The sequence below is a fragment of the Niastella caeni genome (assembly GCF_004834005.1).
GTDB lineage: Bacteria > Bacteroidota > Bacteroidia > Chitinophagales > Chitinophagaceae > Niastella > Niastella caeni.
This window is the reverse complement of the sequence record NZ_STFF01000001.1, coordinates 684177-704506: the sequence shown is the minus strand read 5'-3', so window position 1 is coordinate 704506 and position 20330 is coordinate 684177. Positions and strand designations below refer to the sequence as shown.

General features: G+C 45.5%; 14 protein-coding genes. 8 read left to right on the top strand and 6 right to left on the bottom strand.

Annotated features, from left to right (window positions below; all coding sequences use genetic code 11):
* Positions 1–50: 50 nt before the first annotated feature.
* The 3 genes from FAM09_RS02775 to recG form a co-directional block, all read right to left on the bottom strand.
* A complete protein-coding gene (locus tag FAM09_RS02775) occupies positions 51–1148 on the bottom strand; it encodes a PorP/SprF family type IX secretion system membrane protein (protein ID WP_136575547.1) in 1098 nt (365 codons plus the stop codon).
* Positions 1149–1367: 219 nt separating this feature from the next.
* Positions 1368–5039, bottom strand: coding sequence for a DUF7948 domain-containing protein (locus tag FAM09_RS02770; protein ID WP_136575546.1), 3672 nt, complete (start codon positions 5037–5039; stop codon positions 1368–1370).
* A gap of 268 nt (positions 5040–5307) precedes the next feature.
* Positions 5308–7467, bottom strand: coding sequence for an ATP-dependent DNA helicase RecG (gene recG / locus FAM09_RS02765; RefSeq protein WP_243751568.1), 2160 nt, complete (start codon positions 7465–7467; stop codon positions 5308–5310).
* Positions 7468–7862: 395 nt separating this feature from the next.
* Between recG and FAM09_RS02760 the strand changes: the two genes are divergently transcribed.
* On the top strand, positions 7863–8501 hold the full coding sequence (locus FAM09_RS02760) for a DUF4136 domain-containing protein (protein ID WP_136575545.1): 639 nt from the start codon (positions 7863–7865) through the stop codon (positions 8499–8501).
* A 37-nt stretch (positions 8502–8538) separates the two neighbouring features.
* Complete coding sequence (locus FAM09_RS02755; protein ID WP_136575544.1) at positions 8539–9174, top strand: outer membrane beta-barrel protein; 636 nt, start codon at positions 8539–8541, stop codon at positions 9172–9174.
* Between the two features lie 182 nt (positions 9175–9356).
* Here the strand turns inward: FAM09_RS02755 and FAM09_RS02750 are convergent, their stop codons facing one another.
* Positions 9357–9908: a YqgE/AlgH family protein gene (locus FAM09_RS02750; protein WP_136575543.1), complete on the bottom strand. Its 552-nt coding sequence runs from the start codon at positions 9906–9908 to the stop codon at positions 9357–9359.
* Between the two features lie 261 nt (positions 9909–10169).
* On the opposite strand from FAM09_RS02750, the gene FAM09_RS02745 reads away from it, so the two are divergent.
* Complete coding sequence (locus FAM09_RS02745; protein WP_136575542.1) at positions 10170–11594, top strand: sensor histidine kinase; 1425 nt, start codon at positions 10170–10172, stop codon at positions 11592–11594.
* Here FAM09_RS02745 and FAM09_RS02740 read toward each other — a convergent pair.
* Complete coding sequence (locus FAM09_RS02740; protein WP_136575541.1) at positions 11557–12786, bottom strand: S-adenosylmethionine:tRNA ribosyltransferase-isomerase; 1230 nt, start codon at positions 12784–12786, stop codon at positions 11557–11559. The genes FAM09_RS02745 and FAM09_RS02740 overlap by 38 nt on opposite strands.
* A gap of 544 nt (positions 12787–13330) precedes the next feature.
* The gene (locus FAM09_RS02735) at positions 13331–13753 is read right to left on the bottom strand and encodes a DUF3052 domain-containing protein (RefSeq protein WP_136575540.1); all 423 of its coding nucleotides are present in this window, start codon (positions 13751–13753) and stop codon (positions 13331–13333) included.
* Positions 13754–14370: 617 nt separating this feature from the next.
* Here FAM09_RS02735 and mraZ point away from each other — a divergent pair.
* The 5 genes from mraZ (at position 14371) to FAM09_RS02710 (ending at position 20330) form a co-directional block, all read left to right on the top strand.
* Positions 14371–14835, top strand: coding sequence for a division/cell wall cluster transcriptional repressor MraZ (gene mraZ / locus FAM09_RS02730; RefSeq protein ID WP_136575539.1), 465 nt, complete (start codon positions 14371–14373; stop codon positions 14833–14835).
* A gap of 9 nt (positions 14836–14844) precedes the next feature.
* Entirely contained in the window at positions 14845–15768 is a 924-nt protein-coding gene (gene rsmH / locus FAM09_RS02725) for a 16S rRNA (cytosine(1402)-N(4))-methyltransferase RsmH (protein WP_136575538.1), read from the top strand.
* A 400-nt stretch (positions 15769–16168) separates the two neighbouring features.
* The gene (locus tag FAM09_RS02720; protein WP_136575537.1) at positions 16169–16501 is read left to right on the top strand and encodes an FtsL-like putative cell division protein; all 333 of its coding nucleotides are present in this window, start codon (positions 16169–16171) and stop codon (positions 16499–16501) included.
* A 223-nt stretch (positions 16502–16724) separates the two neighbouring features.
* The gene (locus tag FAM09_RS02715; RefSeq protein WP_136575536.1) at positions 16725–18854 is read left to right on the top strand and encodes a penicillin-binding protein; all 2130 of its coding nucleotides are present in this window, start codon (positions 16725–16727) and stop codon (positions 18852–18854) included.
* A 12-nt stretch (positions 18855–18866) separates the two neighbouring features.
* Positions 18867–20330 carry a UDP-N-acetylmuramoyl-L-alanyl-D-glutamate--2,6-diaminopimelate ligase gene (locus FAM09_RS02710; protein WP_136575535.1) on the top strand — a complete coding sequence of 488 codons (1464 nt, stop codon included), beginning with the start codon at positions 18867–18869 and terminating at the stop codon, positions 20328–20330.

Here is a 20330-nt window from a genome sequence, read left to right as displayed (position 1 = left end):
AATTTATAGGAAGGTTGCAATGATACTGAAAACGGAAGCCGCTGCCAATCTTAATATTTGAACGATGGACACATAGACTGCCTTCTATCCCCATTATATTCATTATAGAACCCGTGACGTAACAAGGCAAATTCAAAAGCACCGCGGGAATGATTATACCGGTTCAGGGATGAAGTGGTGGCATCATACGTAAACATTAGCTTGATGGTCTTCCATTCAAAGCCGATCATAGGAATAACAGCATCTCCGGGGCGATAGTACAGGCCGCCGAACAATTGCGATTCTCCATCGCCCGACAAATTGTACTGAACATTACCGCCGGCAACCAGTTCACTGGTTTTGGCTGTAGTGCTGTAATAAGCCATAGGGTTCACAATGATCTGTTCATTCAGTTTTACACTGGCGTTCACAAATGCATTATACCGGCGCGGAACGCGGGAATCGTAGTCTGAGGCATCGCTTGTAAAGAAAGATTCACGCGGCTGGTTAAGGTGCATAACCGAGATACCGCCGTTCAAATATAATCTATCGGTAGGGAAGTAGGCATAGTTCACGCCCACCTGCACATCGAAGTAATTTACATTGGGTTGATCGAGCACTACGCTGGTAGGCAGGTTGCTATCGAAGAACTTGCCATCGAACTGGTCGGGAAATTTAAGATCGGTAGTATTGATGCGCTTATTGGCCCAGCCTACATTAAAGCCGAACGACAATAAATGCGCTATGCCCAGCATTTGATGATAGGCTGCCGAACCATATATTTTGGTAGAAGTTAAACTGCCTGAACCGGCAACATCGCGTAAGATAACGCCGCCTAACCCCAGCCAGCCGCTTTCAATACGATCGCGAAAAACCTGTGCATCGCCCCAGATACTCATTGTTTTGTACGGTACACTCATGATCGTTGACCACTGGTTGCGGTAATTAACACCCAACCGGTAATCGGCATCGGGAATAAAGCCCGTATTGGCCGGATTGGTTGTGAGCGGGGAATTAAACCATTGCGAAAAATGCAGGTCCTGCGCTGCTGCGGGCATGCAAAAGCATAATACGCAGGATACCGGCAGCAGCACCTTTGTTAATAATCGGTTTATTGTTACCCGGGTCACAGGAGGCCACACTGTTTGTTTAGATATAATTTTCTTCATAAACCACCTGTCTAAAATTACAATTTGTTGTAGTACTTCAAAGCTTTTATGAAGCTTTAACGTATTATTTGCCAAAGGTGAATGGTGAGTGGGTTTCCTAATTCCCACCCTCACTTCTGCCTTTCAACTTCTTCATTTTTCATTACTTTTCCTACTTCCTTCTGTTTCTTGTTTACTGATGCCTGTATTGCCCGGTAAACGGTAGCCGGTAACCGGGAACTATCTGATCAACGTAATATCCCCCGTCTTCCTAAGCTTTCTTCCGTCAGAAAATTCAACATCCAGGGTATATGCATATACATCCATCGGTTGAGGCTGGCCTTTGAAAGTGCCATCCCAGCCTATCTTTCTATTATTGGTTTCAAACACCATTTGTCCCCACCGGTTGTAAATACGCCAGGTCATTTTCGCAATCCCAAAGCCATTTACATTAATAAAGCTGTTCCTGCCAAAGCGGCCTGGTGTAAAGGCATTGGGCACATCCAGCAGGGGATCAACGATCGCTTCCACCGGGCTGCACAGGGTATCGCTACAGCCAAACTCATTAAATGTAACGAGGCAGGCATTGAACGTGCCTGTTTCATTGTATTGATGGCCTACGGTATCCATCGTTGTTTTAACGGTTGAATCGCCATCGCCGAACAACCATACATACCGGGTTCCGCCGCTCGATAAATTGGTGAACACGGTTGGTTTGTTGGTTTGTGGCGGAATAGGCGCAAAGCTGAAATTGGCCGTTGGCAGCGGATGCACGCCAATATCCATGAAAGTTGAGTCAATGATATTACAGGTGCTGCTGTCAATAGCTACCAGTGAAACACGATAGTTGCCAATATTGTTGTACACGTGCACCGGGTTTACTTCGGTAGAAGTAGTGCCATCGCCAAAGTCCCAGAAGAACTGCTGGCCTGCCAGTGACGTATTGTTGAAAATAGCAGTATAAGGCGCGCAACCCGAAGGCGGTGTTTCAAACCGCGCATCAACCAATGGCGATACCCGCAATTCTTTTTCAACGGAGTCGGGCGAGTTACAATACGCCGTATCGTTGAGAATAAGCCTGGTTTTATAGGTTCCAGCCGCTGCATAGGAATGTTGTATTGATATCGGAGCAGGCGTTACCCGGGTACCATCGCCAAAATCCCAGGTAAAGCTGCTGGCTTTAAAGGGTTTGGTGGGCGGGAAGGTAGTGGTGTTATCAAACTGGTATAACAGCGATTGGCAAGGCGGCAATTTGGCGGTTAAAAAGGCCAGGTTGGCTTTATCGTCGCGCACTTGAATGGTTACATAAGCTGTATCCCGAATGTTACAGGTAGTTGAATCGATAGCGATCAGGCGAACCCGGTACGAACCTATAGCTGAAAATGTATGCGTTACTTCCAGGGCCGAGGTAATTACATCGGGCGTACCATCGCCAAACGACCATTCGTAACTTTTGGCATTCAGTATCGTGTCTTTCAGGGTAACGGTGAAGGGCACACAACCCAGGGAATCTACCACTCCGTTGAAATAAGGCCTGGGTCCGGAGGCTACCCCGGCAAAGTTGAACGCGATCTTGGCTGCGGCCAGGTTACAGTTCGAAGTGCCTGTTCCGTTTACTGGTCCCCATACGCCGGGCGTAATAGGGTAGGGCACCGAAATGTTGCCTACCGAACTCCCGAAACAGTTGGCGCAAATGGCCTGGTAAATTACACCCTGGGCATCGAAGCGGCTGGTTCCGCCATCCACGTGTTCTCCCTCTCCGCCGCTTTGGCCAAAGAAGCTGCCGTATAACAGGGACGCAGCATCTTTCTTAATAACTATAAAATAAAAATCGTGGTTATCGGTAACTGTTTTTAATGCATCTGGTGTGGTTGGCATTCCGGCTACGCCCGACATGTTGAAGGGGTCGCGCCCATTGGTGGAGATCCAGCCGCCCCAACCGGAAATGTATACATTCTCGCAGCGGTCAACCAGGAAGGCAACGGGAGAAATATTCGGCCGGGCAGCACCATTACCAAACGTGGTTGAATACGCAAAGCCAGAGAGATCGGGTCGCAGCTTACAAACAAACTGCCGCGAATTGCCGCCATTATAGGCTGCATTGATAATAGGCCAGGAGCCTTCGGTAACACCCATAATATAGGGAATGGAAAGCCGGTCGAACTTGATGCCATACACAGCATCGAAAGAACCGGTACCCATATACGAACTACGGATGATGGAAGAACCATCGTTCGAGATCTGGGCCACGAAGCCATCCGTTGTTCCGCCCTGGTTGGTGCTTTGATAAACGCCGGTTTTATCGCCGGGGAAATTAGGGCTGGCGGTAGCGCCGCCTACGTAAATATCGTTGTTGCTGGGGTTAACGGCTATTACAAAAGCGCCATCATCGCCGGAACCGCCTAAATAACTGCTCCAGGTAACACTTGTACAGTTAGGATCTATTTTGAGGATCAGGCCGTCTTGCCCGCCGCCCGGGCCGGCTTGAAACACGCCACTGGTAGTTCTGAAATCAGTTGAGCGCGATTGAGCTGCTACAAACACATTGCCGTTATTGTCAAGAGTAACTTCGCTGCGCGAATCATCGCCATAAAAGCGCAGGGTAGAAGACAAATTAATAGAGCCGCCTTCCTGCAGGTCGCTCACGTTCACGCCATCTACGCCGGTGCCGCCAATGCGAAGCGAACCGATGATGGCGGTGCCGGCTGCATTTAATTTGGTAACGGCTATATCGGCGCCGCCACCGGGGCCTATCAGCGTACCCGGATATCTTGATGAATAGGTTCTGCCCATAATCACCAGGTTGCCCTGCGCATCACTGATAAGACTATGCGGGTAATCATTTCCTTCTGCACCCAGGTAGGTGGCATACATGCGTTGCGACCCATCGGGACTGAACCTAAATATGCCCATGTCTACACCGCCATTGGCCGAACCGCCCTGGTAAGAGGTTTGATAAGCGCCGGGTGAAACCGGGAAACCGTTACCGAATACAATACCCCCCGAGTACAGCGACCCGTCAGGACCTGGAGTGGCCGTAAAACCATATTGACCTGCTCTACTGCCGGTAAAGGACGAGAAAATAAGCGTAGGGTCAATAATGAGCGTGCTCGTTTTTGAATAGTTGCCTACTTTAAACCGCACCGTCTTACTATCAGCCAGCTCATACGAACAGGTAGTTTCCTGTTTGCCCTTTATCTGGTCGAATTGGTAAGAGTAGGGGTAGAGTTCCTTTACATCGCCAACAGATGTTTTTATGATGAGTTCTTTATTTTTTATCAATAGCTTATCGGCTCCTTCGTACCGCATTTGGATGTTACTCACATTGCCGCCCGGATTTACAATGAGGTCGTATTTTAATTGCCCGTTCTCTGAATAGTAACGTACATCGATGTTGGGATAAACGTTCTTATACAGCACCGCCTGGTAGATCTTTACATTTGTTGCCCATTTGGTAGGATCGTTGCCAATTAAATAATTGCTGTAAGTAGATAATGCTTTGTCGGGCACAATTTCGGCATTGGCGGCAGCGCCTACAAACTGAACCTGATAAGCGTGGGAGCGAATGGTGAATGCAGGTAAATCATTATTGGGATCGTTGCCCGGTTTTTGCGGTTGATATTTGCTTTTTCCTTGCCGGGCATTGGCCTGGGTAGAAGAAGAAGTATTCTCCCCAACAGAACCATGTTGGCGGTGGAAGAACCGTTCCAGATCGCTGGTATTATGCTGAACGACCGTAAAACCATTCGGGTGCAGGTAGAAATCACCGGCCGGCAATTCTCCCTTGAATTTTATTTTGCTTTCCCATTGGCCTTTGTTCTCGGTAAACTCAAAGGTAGATGGGTTCCCCTGGGCGAACGTTCCAAGGGCTATAATGGTAAGAACAAGTGCTATTAAACTAATTCTGCCCAATGCCTGTCAGTTTTCAAATTATTATAATATAACGTTTATTCTTTTTCTATTCTTACCTGCCCGGATAATATTTTTTAATACATATTAAGCCCTTGCAGCATACGATCTAAATAGCAGGAGATGGAATTAAATACAAAGTATCAGTTACTACTTTTTAACAGACCTTAATTCAAGTATCAAGTAAGCAGTTTGTAGTTTACAATTTACACTGAAAAGGCAAATTATAAACTGCATAAGAAGCAGTGTTGGTTTATGGTGCTTTAATTACCTACGAAATCTTGCTCCAGGCGGTTTTGCCTTGTAGTGCCTGCAGGTAATTTTTAAGCTGCAAATTTGTTGCCGAAGCCAGGTCGGGATCATCGTCCAGCAAACGTTCAGCCATTTCGCGGGCAATTTCGAGCCACTTTCTATCCTGAACGATGCTGGCCAGTTTAAAATTCAATGCGCCGCTTTGCCGGGTGCCCTCAATATCGCCGGGGCCTCGCAGTTCAAGATCTTTCTCTGCTATCTTAAAACCGTCATTCGTAGCACACATGATCTTTAACCGTTCCCGGGCTTCATTGTTCAGTTTTGAACCAGATAATAAGATACAAAAACTTTTTTCACTTCCTCTTCCCACCCGACCTCGTAACTGGTGTAATTGTGAAAGGCCAAATTTCTCGGCACTCTCTATGACCATTACACTAGCATTGGGAACATCAACCCCCACTTCAATTACCGTTGTACCAACCATGATCTGCGTATCGCCGGTTTTAAAACGTTGCATATTGGTAGTACGCACCTCGTTGGTTTGCCGGCCGTGCACCATACTGATCCAGTACTTTGGTTCTGGAAAATAGGCCTGCACGTTTTCATACCCCTTCATCAGGTTTTCGTAATCCAGTTTTTCTGATTCTTCAATGAGCGGAAATATGATATATGCCTGTCGTCCTTTCGTAATTTCTGCCTTAATAAAATCCATTACCTGGCTGCGAACCGTTTCATATCGATGTACGGTTAAAATAGGTTTACGGTTGGGTGGCAGTTCGTCTATTATGCTGGTGTCGAGGTCGCCATACGCCGTCATGGCCAGGGTGCGCGGAATGGGGGTGGCGGTCATCACCAGTATGTGTGGTGGCACGGTCGCTTTCTTCCATAACCGGGCCCGTTGCGCTACGCCAAACCGGTGCTGTTCATCAACGATGGCCAGTCCCAGGTTTTTAAATTTAACCGGATCTTCCAGCAGGGCGTGGGTGCCAATTAAAAAATGGATGGTACCTTCTTCCAACTGCTGTAATATTTCTTTTCGTTCACGGATTTTCGTTGAACCGGTAAGCATGCGCACGTTTACCGGCAGGTCTTTTAACAGGTTGGTGATGCTGTTAAAGTGCTGCTGGGTCAAAATTTCGGTGGGCGCCATCAGGCAACCCTGGTAGCCGTTATCGATGGCCAGTAGTAATACCAGCAGGGCTACAATGGTTTTACCGCTTCCTACATCTCCCTGCAACAGCCGGTTCATTTGTTTGCCGGTGCCCGTATCGCGTCTTATTTCTTTTATTACTCTTTTTTGGGCGCCTGTTAACTCAAAAGGCAGGTATTGCTCATAAAAGCGGTTGAATATTTCGCCTACCTGGCTAAACACTACTCCTTTTGAATAGCGGTGCCGTTGCTGCCGCAACAGTCCCATGCGTATCTGTGCAATGAAAAATTCTTCAAATTTCAACCGGTTTATTGCCTGCTGCGATGTTTCGGGGTCTGATGGAAAATGCACGTTCACAAAGGCCTTGAAGCGAGGCATCAGTTGCAAGGGTTGCAATACTGATTCCGGTAGTATTTCAGGAATGTTATTTTCCTGTAACAATTTAATCAAAGTTTCTGTAAAATGCCCTATCTGTCTTCCCCCCATTCCCCGGCTTTTTAGCTTTTCTGTGCTGGGGTAAACGGGCTCCAGGGTGCTTTTGCCTTCTTTATTTTCACGGTTGTAGACCTCCATTTCGGGGTGCGTGATCTGGGGTTGTCCCTGGAAGAACGTTACTTTTCCGTAAACCAGGTAGGTTTGGCCTACGGTGAGCATTTTCTGAATGTAGGTAATGCCCTGAAACCAAACCAGTTCCAGCGTACCGGTGGCGTCTTTTATTTCCGCCACCAGCCGTTTGCCTCTTTTTTCACCCATAAGGCCGCTGCTTTTGAGCACCCCGGCAATTTGAATGAAGTCGGTTTGGGGGGTAATGTCGCGCACCAGGTTCACTTTGGTTTTATCGATGTGGCGGTTGGGAACCAGTTCGAGCAGGTCTTTAAAGGTGAATATGTTCAGCTCTTTTTTGAGCAGGTCGGCCCGTTGCGGCCCCACACCCTTCAGGTACTCAATGGGATTGGCTAATATGTCGACAGTTCCTTTAATAGGGCAAAAATAAAGGAAAGGCAACGAGGCAACAAGGCATAAAGGCAACGAGGGGGCCGGTTACCAGTTTCCTGTTTCCGGGGCGCTGGTTGCCAGATGCCGGTTTTCCCTTAATGTTCCAACGCGGCATTGACCTTTAACACTTCTGTACTACCCCTGCATCGTTCCAGATTCGTATCTGGGTCGTACCTAAACTACCCATTCCCAGGCAAAGGGGTAGTAAATGGGTAGGGTAGTAAATAGGTAGTGTTTGGGTAGTCAAAGAATGGAGCAGGAACGAACATGAAACGAGGAATGACTTCGGAAGCGATCCGTTGATTTTACCCCGTCATATTCAATGTTTTTGTATCATGTTAGTAACCTGTTAAGGAACGGTAATTGCAAAACATTCAGGAAAAGGTGTTGTTTCCATCTTATATCCAGAATGTTAAAATCAGTCAAGTATGAAGAACATAGTTATTCCCGTGCTATTAGCAACAGGCATACTGGCATTGACCAGTTGCAGGAAAGACCCTGTCAAAAACCTGGAAGGTGATGAAGGGCTAATTTATATTACCAAACACTCCGATTCGGTTAGTTTTTCTTCGTTTCGAACGTTCAGTATTGCCGATTCGGTAGCGGTGATCAGCAACAACAAATTGGAAGGAAAAGTGCGCACCGATGTAGATGCCGCCTATATCAACGCGGTTAAAGACCACCTTGTGCAACGCGGTTATACGCTGGTGGGCAAGGACCAAAATCCCGACCTCGGTATCACCATCAGCCGTATTTATAATACCAGCACCGGGGTATTTGATTATGGCGGGTACTGGGACCCATATTATGGTTCCTACTGGGACCCCTATTACTGGGGATACGGCGGGTATGGCTACTACTTCCCTTCATATTATTTCGGCACTTATTCCATTACCGAAGGAGCGCTGTCGATCGACATTTTCAATTTGAGGGACGCCAAGCAAACCAACAGAATAAGCAATGTATGGAATGGCCTTATCAGGGGTTCGGGCGTTTTTAGTGTTTCAACCGCTGCAAAAGGGGTGCAGGCGCTCTTTGATCAAAGCAGTTATTTTAAAGTATCGTGATTTCTATTTTCAATCAAGAATATAAAAGCTTACAGATATGAAAACGCAGAGGATTACGGATAGGCTATTGATAATCAGTTTGATGTTTTTGTCAACCCTGCCGTTTAATGCAAAGGCTCAGGAAAGGGAATTGCAACTCGATGTAAATTATTCTATTGGCATACCTGGTGGAAGTTTCAAGTCGGATGCGGTTGATAACGCTTCCTTCCGCGGGTGGACGGCCAACGTAATGTATAATATTACCGACAAGATCTCGGTGGGGTTGGGGACGGGGTTCCAGGATTTCTATCAAAAATTTCCCCGCGACGTGTATAAGTTAGAAGAAGGGGGAGACGTGTCGGCCGTGATAACGAATTCTATTCAAACCATTCCCTTGCTGGCCCAGTTCCAATATCGCTTTATGCCCGGTAAAACAGTACAACCGTATATTGGGATTGGCGTTGGTGGTAACATGATCGCATTTGATCAATACCTGGGCGAGTTTGAAAATTCAAGATCTGATTTCAAATTTGCGGCGCGGCCGGAAGTAGGGTTGTTTATTCCGTTCAGGAAGGAGGGCCCGGCTGGAATTCATGTGTTCGGCGCTTATAATTATATGCCTTATAAGGTCAGTGGTATTGATAATCTAAATAACTGGGGAGCAGGCATTGGTGTAAAGTTTCCCTTGCATTGATCAGCGTCACTGGTGAATGGTCAATGCCAGGCCTCATGAATATCATGGCTTGCCCGGTAATGCGGGCAGGCTTTTTTTTTAAATAATCTTCTGTCGCAGACTTACGATTATGGCCTTTTGCCAGTTTATGAGGTAGAATTATGTGGGAATTCTGAAAATAGAGGAACCTATACACCATTCACCTAATTCAATTGTGGGTCTACAGGGAAATTGGCCATCATTTCATAATCGCCGCCGAGGTGCCTGAGCGATTCTTTCCATATTTCATCGGCCTTGCGGTGAAAGACGAGCTTTCGGGTAGCCTGGGCGGTAAGCCATGATTTCTCTTTTAATTCATCATTCAACTGGCCGCTGCCCCAGCCCGAATAGCCTATAAAAAATCGGATCTTTGTGGTGTCTATCGATCCGGCCTTAATGAGGGTAATAGCTGTTTCAAAATCACCACCCCAATAAATACCGTCCAGCACTTCGTAACTGCCTGGAATTAAGTCGGGATATTGGTGCAAAAAGTGTATGGTGTCCATTTGAACCGGCCCGCCGTAAAAAACGGGTAATTTCAGTTCGTCCAGGTCGTTCATCAGCTCGTTCAGGGTGTGGCCGAAAACCCGGTTTATCACAAAACCGAAGCTGCCTTCATCCTGGTGATCGCATAAGAAAACCACTGTGCGGCTGAAATTAGGGTCCTTTAAAAAAGGTTCAGCAATAAGTAATGTACCTGGTCCTGGATTTACCATATTCTAAATTAGCACTTAAAACGACTATCCAAAATGATTGTTCAAAAAAATTAGCGATTCAATAAAACTTTCCTAAGTTAGTCCTGCTAAATTGCGTGACTAACTTGGTAAATCTAAGTTAAACTATAGGGTACTAAATCTGTGCCATAGGGGGTTACTAAATTCGTTTATTAAATTTGCCGGTTAAAATTATCTGCTATGGGATGTTGTACTTTCCCATTAATAGGAGAAGAGTAAAGTTGTAAAGGATAACCGTAGATAATGACAACAGCGGCGTTATTAAAACCATATAATTTGCAGTTAAGGAAAATTTTTCCTGTTATTATTGTGTTGATCAGCTTATCGCTGATAGGAACTATTTACGTTCAGTACAGTTGGCTTCGTACCATGCTGGTTGATAAACATGAAGAGTTTAAATACAAACTCATTCGTGGTATCAATGATGTGGGCATGGTATTGATGGAGCAGAAAGGCTCGCTGCCTTCCCTCAAAAGCTATCGTACCCATCCCGATTTTAGCTGGCCTTCAGAACAGTTCAAAATGGAACTGATGAAGCCGCCTACCATTGCACAAAAATTTACCGAACAGGAAGTTGCGGAAAAATTACGTAAAGCCTTTGCGGCGCAGGACCTGAAAAATGTAAAGTTTGAGTTTGCCATTACTTCCAATGTAAATCTGCTTTCTTACGAAATAAAATCGCGGGAATTTCTGAAACAGGTTGAGGATACCGCCAGCGACCGCAACCTGGTGTTGTATTATCTGTTTCAACCCCCCAGCGGCAGCGACCTCGAAAACCTGGTTCCCGAAGAAACCATGACCGTGGTTGTGCCCAACATTAAAAAGATCGTGTTGAGTGAAATGCGCTCGATGATCGTGGGCGCCATCTTCTTCACCCTTATGATTATCACGGCTTTTTATATTACGGTAAATGCATTGTTGCGCCAGAAGAAGCTGAGTGAGATAAAGAACGACTTCATTAATAATATGACGCATGAGTTCAAAACGCCCCTGGCCACCATTTCGCTGGCAGTTGACGCCCTGCGTAATGAAAAAGTAGCCCAGGACCGCGAGAAAATGAACTACTTCAGCAGTATTATTAAGGAAGAGAACAAGCGTATGAACAAGCATGTGGAAACCATTCTGCAGGCTGCTGTTATGGACCGTCAGGAAATTACGTTGAACCGGTTGCCGTTACATGTACATAATCTCATTCATGAGATCATGGATAATTACAAGTTGCAACTGGAAGAAAAAGGCGCCCGCGCTGAACTGAGCCTCGATGCCCGCTTCGATTATGTGGAAGCCGATCCTGTACACTTCCGCAACCTGATCTCGAACCTGGTTGACAATGCGGTTAAATATTCAAAAGAGAACCTGTTAATAAAAATAGCTACTTATAATACCAATAAAGCCATCGGCATACGAATAGAAGATAATGGTATTGGAATGAGCAAAGAAACGGTGCGCCGCATTTTCGAGAAATTTTATCGCGCGCATACCGGTAATATCCATAATGTAAAAGGGTTCGGCCTTGGGTTAAGCTATGTGAAAACCGTAGTTGATGCCCACGACGGAAAGATCAAGGTAGATAGTGTGCTGGGCAAAGGATCGGCATTTACCCTGGAAATTCCATTGTTAAAAGAAAAAGCTACGGCCGAAACAGCAGACAACCATCACCATAACTAAGGAATCGAAAATCCTGTTCTAACGCATACGAATAAATTTTTCGCCAGTTGGGCCCAACAAATGCGGCCACTAATAATAACAGCGTCGACTGCGGCTGGTGAAAATTCGTTACCAACGCCCTGGGAATTTGAAAGGTATATCCCGGGGCGATCAACAAAGAGGTTTTGGTAATGATGCGGTTCAGTTGCCGGGCATGCAGGTACTGCAGCAAGCTTTCCAGGGCTGTTTTTGCCGTAACCGGCATTCCATTCAATTCATACGGGTCCCACTGGTGAACCACCAGGTCTTCCAAAGGCAAATTGGGTTGGCGGGCAATTTTTACCCCCAACCAATACAGGCTTTCCACTGTTCGCAATGAGGTGGTGCCCACCACCGTGATCGGTTTATTGAGGTATTGCAGAATGCATTCAATGGCATGGGTAGAAACATCGATGAACTCGGCATGCATCGGGTGCCCGCTCATGGTATCGCTTTTCACCGGTTTGAATGTGCCGGCGCCAACGTGCAGGGTCACATATTCCCGGCGGATCTGCTTCCGGTTCAGCTGTTCAAAAAGGGTATCGGTAAAATGCAAACCGGCAGTAGGAGCGGCCACCGAGCCTTCCGTATTGGCATAAATGGTTTGATACCGTTCGTTATCTGTTTGTTCTACTGTACGTTTTATATAAGGCGGAAGCGGAATATTACCTGCAACATGTAATACTTCAGCAAAGGTGAGCGAATCGGGCGTCCATGACAGTTCAATGGAAAAGCTGTCTTTTTCCTTGCCCAGGTACCGGGCATACAGGGTGATTTCCTGTCCGTTCCACTCCATCCGTTTTTCCAGTATTTGACCCGGTTTCCATTTCGAAGCGCCACCGATGAGGCAGATCCAGGTAACATGCCCTTTTTGGGTCATGGCAGTGGTCATGTCGGCATATTGCGGGGGCGGTTCCAGGCAAAAAATTTCAACTACCGCACCGGTTGGCTTCTGGAATAACAGGCGGGCTTCTACCACCCTGGTATTATTGAAAAGCAGGAGGGAGCCGGGCGTTAGCTGCTGATGAATATCGCGGTAAACAGATTCAGAAATAGCGCCGTCTTTATAGATGAGGAGGCGCGAGCTATCTCTTTCGGCGAGAGGGTACCGGGCAATTTTATGTTCCGGCAGCTCATAGGTAAAATCGTGAACTGATAGATCTTTTGGGTGCATCGGGCATGCGGCTAACTGCCGCTGTTTTGATGAGGGGCAAAGGTAGGGGATAGGCGTAAAAGTGCAATGTGTAAATGCGGGGCGGGGAAGTGGCCATTGGAAAGCTGCAAATACAGGCAGTGGCGGGTCAGAAAACGGAATTTTACTACAGCTTTAAATGACCTGTGGGTGGTGAAACTGACTAAAAAAAACAGAGAAAGATTAAGATGATTAGAGAGAAATTGATATGGATTTAGTTTTTAATTTATTCCAACAAAATATTGACGCGTATTCAATTATTTCGTAACTTGGTGGCATAGGATAAGGTTTAATGGTTAATGGTATTTGATTAGTGCAGCCTCCCCTCCGGGAGGCTTTTTTTATTGTATTAGCTGAAGGTTTGAAGGGCTTGCTTCTCGACCACAACCAAACGATAACCTAATGGAAGTAGAGCCAAAGCGATTCGGATGGTGAAAGGTGAATCAGCTAGTATCTGGTTGTATTTTTATTTGTCACGCGACACAGGCGGCTATCCTCATATTATTTCCTTGCATTTTCCTACTCACTACTTACCACTCACTACTCGCTTCTCTTTTCTTACCACCAATTTCAATCCGCTCCATTGGTCAGAGACGGCGCATACTTTTATATCAACCAGGTCGTGTTGTAAGGCATAATTGCGGATGGTGTCTTCCGTGATATCGGTAGCGAAACCGGCGCTTTTCTTGTACCAGCTAAACCAGATAATAACAGTGGGGTTGGCTTTGTAAACCGGGATCAGTTTTTTAAACACGGCCACGAATGCGGCAGTGGAGGTAACAAATGCATGAACGAGATCGGGAACATCGGCCGGTGCGGCCAGTTGGGAGCGGATATCGGTATGCAGCCAGTTGAAATAATCTGCCGGTGCATTGATCAGCAGCACTTTCATGGAAGGCATAATGCCCAATTTTTTGATAAGGGGCGTGCCGGAGTAACCTGCAGGCATAATGGTAGCGATTTATAATTTGAAAATTATGTAGGTCAATGGTGAATGGTGAATCGGGAATCAGCTGGCAGCTAGTGGTGAATAGCTAGTAGGATTTTTATTTGTCATGCACCACATGCGGCTATCCTCATATAATTCTTGCATTTCCTACTCGCTACTTCCTACCCGCTGTATTCATTAGCACATCTGCCCTTTCCCCTTTTTTCCCACCAACCAGGGAAAGCCCTATAAAATTGACATTTTTTACCACCATATTGGAAATAAAGGATGGAATTGACATTTTTTACCACCACCTATTGAGGGGTGTTTGGGTGATTTTTTCTGGCAAATACAGTGATCGATTGGCGAAAATAGTAGGCAACTCTTCAGAAAATAGCAGCTAAATCTCCCAAAGAGGCTTAATTCACAGTTTATGCACCATTATGCACATTAATCCACATGCTTATGCACATTAATTCGCTGTTCGACAGGCCAAAAATTGATGGAATGCCTTGTAGCTCACGAGTATACAAATAAAAATCCTTGTGGAAAAAATAATTTTTCACAATTCGGGAAAGAAAGTGGGAAAAAGTGTTATTTTGTGTAAGTATTAGACAAACAGGTGCAACTCATTGTAAATGATAGTTTTTCTTGGAGAATACGAGGCAACCCTTGATGCAAAGGGACGATTTCTCCTACCGGCAGGCATTAAAAAGCAGTTACCGGAGGATGCAGGTGACCAGTTTGTCATAGCTCGTGGTTTTGAAAAGTGTTTGACTTTATATCCTAAAAAAAATTGGGATCCCATATTAGCCGAATTGAGTAAAGTTAGTGAATACAAAGCCGAAAACCGGGAGTTCCTGAGATATTTTACCATGGGTGCAACACTAGGTGAGTTGGATTCAGCCGGGCGGATGTTGATACCACCTAATTTAAAAGCCCACGCCGGGCTGGAAAAAGATATAGTACTGGTTTCTGTTATAAATAAAATTGAAATCTGGGATAAAGGTAAGTACCAACAGTTCTTTGAGTCTTTTACACCGGAAAAGTACAGCGATCTGGCAGAGCGGGTAATGGGTGGTCAAAATACTACACAATTGTAATGTAATGTTATGAGTGAGCCTGTTTACCATGTACCGGTTTTATTGCAGGAAGTGATCGACGGATTGAGCATTCGCCCTAACGGGGTGTATGTTGATTGTACCTTTGGTGGCGGCGGCCATTCCCTGGAAATTTTAAAACAGTTAGATGCTGAAGGGCGGCTGGTTGTTTTTGACCAGGATGCAGATGCCCGAAAAAATGTGCCCGATGATGATCGTATCATTTTTGTTCAGCACAATTTCAGGCACCTGCAGCGGTTTTGCCGGTTGCATAAAATAACCCAGGTAGATGGTATTATGGCCGACCTGGGCGTTAGCAGCCATCAATTCGATACCGCCGACCGTGGGTTTAGTACCCGGTTTGAAGGTGACCTGGATATGCGAATGGACCAGCGGCAGGAATTGACCGCTTTTGAAGTGGTAAACACCTACAGTGAACAACAACTGCATAAGTTGTTTGAACAGTATGGCGAGGTCACCAATTCAAAAACACTGGCCAAAACCATTGTTCAGGTTCGAAAAACCGCATCGCTTAAAACCATCTCCAATTTCAAGCAGGCGCTCCACTCCGTGGTGAAAGGAAATCCTAACAAGTACTTTGCCCAGGTATTTCAGGCTTTACGCATTGAAGTGAATGATGAACTAGGCGCATTGAAAGAAATGCTCCAACAGGTTCCCCCCCTGTTAAAACCCGCCGGCCGTGTAGCCATCATTACTTTTCATTCCCTGGAAGACCGGATTGTAAAGAATTTTTTTCGCAAAGGACATTTTGAAGAAGAAGCTGTGGATGTTGACCCGTTTGGTCGGCAGACCATAACACCACCCCTCAAAGCAGTAACAAAAAAGCCAATCGTTCCAACCGAAGCTGAAATGAAACGGAACCCGCGTGCGCGAAGTGCCAGGTTGAGAGTAGCGGAGAAAGTAGAAGGAAATTAGAAATGAAATGAAGAACAGGAATGCGGAAGGAAAGACGCATGTTGAATATCGAATATCGAATATTGAATATTGAATGTTGAATATTGAATGTTGAATATTGGATGTTGAAGGGAAAGCGGGAAATGAAAAATGAAGAGTTAAAAAATGAGAAAAGTTAAAGGTTGAAGTAAGAGATAAGAAGTAGGAAAAGATGAAAAATGAAGAAGTTGAAGAAAAGAGGGAGGCTGGAATTTAGGAAATCAATTCACTCACTCGCCATTGACCATTCACCAACAGAGTTCTTATTCTCATAATAAAAGGGTATTAAAAATTGCAATGTTCTACTGAAGAACACCTCGTGAATTAAGCTTTCATAGCGGTTAGGCGGATAGTACCTGTCTGACCGCTATTCGATTAAAAAATGAGTGAAGAAAAAGAAATATCACGCAGGAAAAAACAACGCAAAAGGTTGTTTGGGTACAGGTGGATTGTGAAGAATATTCCTTTCTTCCTGTTCCTGTCGGCGCTTGCGGTCATTTATATCTATAATGGTCACTATGCCGATAATACGGTTCGCAGCATTAACAAAGTGAACCGCGAGCTGAAAGAGTTACAATACGAATACAAAACGTTGAAGAGTGAAGTGATGTTCCGCAGCAAGCAAAGTGAGCTGGCCAAAGCAGTACAGCCACTGGGATTGAAAGAGCTGGTAGTACCACCGGCGGTGCTGGTAGATACCGCGAGTAGCAAGTAGTTAATAGCAAGTAGGGAAAGAAACGAGGAATAGGGAAAGTAAAAATAAGAGATGATAAGCTGGATTGATCAAGTTGAAAAATTGACTAAGCTTGACGATGTAGTTGGGGTTAACAAGTTGAAATATGAGAATAGCCGAGTGAGGAGTAGATAAGCAAGTAGGAAAGCCAAAAATTTCGGGGTTCTTCCCACTAGCCACTCACCACTTACTACTGTTAATAAAAGTGGAAGTAAAAAAGGACATATTATGGCGCGTGTACCTGTGCTTTTTGGGCATAGTAGTGTTCAGTGTGGTGATACTGGGTCGTGCCGTTTATATTCAACAGGTGCAGGGAGCTTATTGGCGTGAACAGGCAAAAGATCAACAACAAAAATTCGTGGAGATAGATGCGCAGCGCGGGACCATTTACAGCGAAGATGGACGCATGCTCAGCACTTCAACACCCTATTTTGATATTTATATTGATTTCGCGGCAGATGGTTTGCGGCAGAAGAATGGAGCACGGTTTGAAAATAACCTCGATTCGTTGTGTATTGGACTGGCTGCTATGTTCCCCGACAAAAGCAAAGCCTCCTGGCGTCGCGAATTAAAAAACGGTTATCAAAAGAAGAACCGGTATTATTTGTTAAAAAAGAACATTACGTTTCAGCAATATAAACAGTTGCGTAGTTTGCCATTGGTGCGGTTGGGAAAAGACAAAAGCGGTTTTATTGCAGAAGTAAAAGATAAACGTTTGAATCCGTTTGGTTTGCTGGCGAACAGGACCATCGGGTTATCACGCGAATACATTGACAGCGGCGGTAACATGCGCAGTATGAACGTGGGTTTGGAGAAGACATATGACGATCAATTGCGGGGAGAAAGTGGGAAACGCCTGATGCGAAAAATTGCGGCCGGCGTATTTGTGCCTGTAGACGGATCGGAAATTGAGCCGCAAAACGGAAAGGACATCATCACAACCCTGGATGTAAACATTCAGGACATTGCAGAAAACGCATTACTGAATGTATTAACTGCAAACGAATGTGAATATGGCACTTGTATTGTGATGGAAGTAACTACCGGAAAAATAAAAGCCATTGCCAACCTTAGCCGGAGAAGCGATGGCAGTTATTGGGAGAGTTTCAATTATGCCATTCAGGCCTCTGAACCAGGTTCTACTTTTAAGTTGGCTACGATGTTGTCGCTGCTCGAAGATCAGTTAGTAACTTTGCAGCAACATGTAAACCTGGAGGGCGGAAGCTGGAATGTGAATGGGAGGACCGTATACGATACAGAAGATCATGGTACAGATGCAACGGTGAAGCAGGCGTTTGAACACAGCTCGAATGTTGGCATGGCCAAGTTAACCATGACCTACTATGCCAAGAATCCGACCCGTTTTATAAATCACATTAAGAAGCTGCGATTTGATCAAACAACAGGTATTGATCTGTTGGGCGAAACAAAGCCTGTTATAAAAACACCCAAATCAAGATCATGGAGCGCAACCTCTCTGCCGTGGATGAGTTTTGGGTATGAAGTAATGGTAAGCCCTTTGCAAACATTGATGTTGTACAATGCAATTGCCAATGGTGGTAAGATGATGAAACCTTACCTGGTAAATGCTGTGCAGGAAAATGGAGTGGCCATTCAACAGAATCAGCCACAGGTAGTGGAAGAATCAGTTTGCAGCGCCAAAACATTAAAACTGTTACGCGAATGTTTGGAAGGTGTTTGCACCGAAGGAACCGGAACGGAATTGTTTAAAGGAGCGCCTTATACGGTAGCAGGTAAAACCGGTACTGCCTTAATGGCCAACGGTGACAGAGGATATAAAGATCATATTTACCAGTCGTCGTTTGCCGGTTATTTTCCGGCCGACCACCCGCAATACAGTTGTATTGTAGTGATCCGTAACAAACCCTTTGCGCCAGTTTATTATGGTGCCAAAATAGCAGGACCGGTATTTAAAGAGATCGCTGATAAATTATACGCGCTGAATGCGGATCAAAGCAGAGGATTGAAGCAGTTGGTGCTGAAAAAAGACAGCAGCTATTATTTATATGCCGGCGCAACGGAAGATATTAAAGAAGTATTGGAGAAAATGAAAATGAAATACCGCGATTCGGCAAAGGCAGATGAATGGGGCCACGTGTATGCGGTGAATCATCAACCGGTGATAAACAACAGAAAAGTAACAAAAAATATAATGCCCGAGATGCGCGGCATGGGTTTAAAAGATGCATTGTTCCTGTTGGAGAACAGGCAAATGAAAGTGGTGTTCCGGGGAAGAGGAAAAGTGACCAGTCAAAGTATTGAAGCGGGTTCTTATGTGAGCAATCATCAAACGGTGGTTTTAGAATTGAATTAGTAAATATATAACGTGACGCTGCAGGATATATTATATAAAGTAAGCATTCGCTCTGTACATGGTAATACCAGGATACCAGTGCGAGACCTGCAGTTGGATTCACGAAAAGTAAGTGCCGGGTCGGTATTCATTGCAGTAAAAGGTTCTGCGGCAGATGGTCATCGCTTTATTGACCAGGTTGTAGAGCAAGGCGCCACAGCAGTGATCTGTGAAACAATGCCGGCCCACCTTAAAGAAGGAGTGACCTACGTGCAGGTTGAGAACAGTGCCGCTGCCGCGGGTTATATGGCACATAACTTTTACGGGCAGCCGTCAGAGAAAGTACAACTGATCGGTGTAACAGGTACCAATGGTAAAACCACTATTGCTACCTTATTATTCAAGCTCTTTACATCATTGGGATATAAGTGTGGATTGTTGAGCACGGTGCAAAATCATATTGGAAATGAAATAGTACCGGCTACGCACACAACGCCTGATGCCATTAACCTGAATGCCTTGCTGCAACAAATGGTGAACAGCGGCTGTACCCATGTATTCATGGAAACCAGTTCGCACGCCATACACCAGCATCGCATAACCGGGTTGAAATATGCAGGCGGCCTGTTCAGCAACATCACTCACGATCACCTGGATTATCACAAAACATTTGATGAGTACATCCGGGTAAAGAAGCTGTTTTTTGATTCGCTGCCTTCCGATGCGTTTGCTATTTCGAATGCAGATGACAAGCGCGGACAGGTGATGTTGCAAAATACACATGCACGCAAATACCTGTACAGCTTGCGTACAATGGCGGAGTTCAAAGGAAAGATACTGGAGAACAGGCTGACGGGTTTGGTAATGACCATCAACGAGCAGGAAGTGCATTTCAGGCTCATTGGCGAATTCAATGCCTACAACCTGCTGGCTGTATACGGTGCAGCGATTTGCCTGGGTGAAGATAAACTGGAAGTATTGCGGTGCCTGAGTGAAATTACCGGAGCAGAAGGCCGGTTCGATTATATCATTTCGCCCAACCAGAAAATAATTGGCATTGTAGATTATGCCCATACGCCAGATGCCTTGTTGAATGTGCTGGCAACAATTAAAAAGTTGCGCGAAGGACATGAGCAGATCGTTACGGTGGTAGGGTGTGGCGGCGATCGCGATAAAACAAAGCGGCCGGTGATGGCGGAAGTGACCTGTGAGCACAGTGATAAAGTGGTGTTCACATCAGATAATCCACGCAGTGAAGACCCATTGCAGATACTGGCCGATATGGAAACGGGGCTTAACACAGCCGCCAAAAGAAAATATGTTTCGGTACCCGATCGTAAAGAAGCCATTAAACTGGCTGTAAGCATGGCAAAGCCCGGTGACATTGTGTTGATTGCCGGAAAAGGCCATGAAAAATATCAGGAAGTAAAAGGAGTAAAGCATCCTTTCGACGATAAGCAGGTGATGCGGGAAATGTTCGAGCTGTATGAAAAATGA

Excerpts from the sequence above, each read along its gene's own strand:
- rsmH (WP_136575538.1), top strand. The coding sequence starts at position 14,845 with ATGAGTGAGCCTGTTTACCATGTACCGGTTTTATTGCAGGAAGTGATC.
- FAM09_RS02720 (WP_136575537.1), top strand. The coding sequence starts at position 16,169 with ATGAGTGAAGAAAAAGAAATATCACGCAGGAAAAAACAACGCAAAAGG.
- mraZ (WP_136575539.1), top strand. The coding sequence starts at position 14,371 with ATGATAGTTTTTCTTGGAGAATACGAGGCAACCCTTGATGCAAAGGGA.
- FAM09_RS02775 (WP_136575547.1), bottom strand. The coding sequence starts at position 1,148 with ATGAAGAAAATTATATCTAAACAAACAGTGTGGCCTCCTGTGACCCGG.
- FAM09_RS02760 (WP_136575545.1), top strand. The coding sequence starts at position 7,863 with ATGAAGAACATAGTTATTCCCGTGCTATTAGCAACAGGCATACTGGCA.
- FAM09_RS02740 (WP_136575541.1), bottom strand. The coding sequence starts at position 12,786 with ATGCACCCAAAAGATCTATCAGTTCACGATTTTACCTATGAGCTGCCG.
- FAM09_RS02735 (WP_136575540.1), bottom strand. The coding sequence starts at position 13,753 with ATGCCTGCAGGTTACTCCGGCACGCCCCTTATCAAAAAATTGGGCATT.
- FAM09_RS02750 (WP_136575543.1), bottom strand. The coding sequence starts at position 9,908 with ATGGTAAATCCAGGACCAGGTACATTACTTATTGCTGAACCTTTTTTA.
- FAM09_RS02745 (WP_136575542.1), top strand. The coding sequence starts at position 10,170 with ATGACAACAGCGGCGTTATTAAAACCATATAATTTGCAGTTAAGGAAA.
- FAM09_RS02755 (WP_136575544.1), top strand. The coding sequence starts at position 8,539 with ATGAAAACGCAGAGGATTACGGATAGGCTATTGATAATCAGTTTGATG.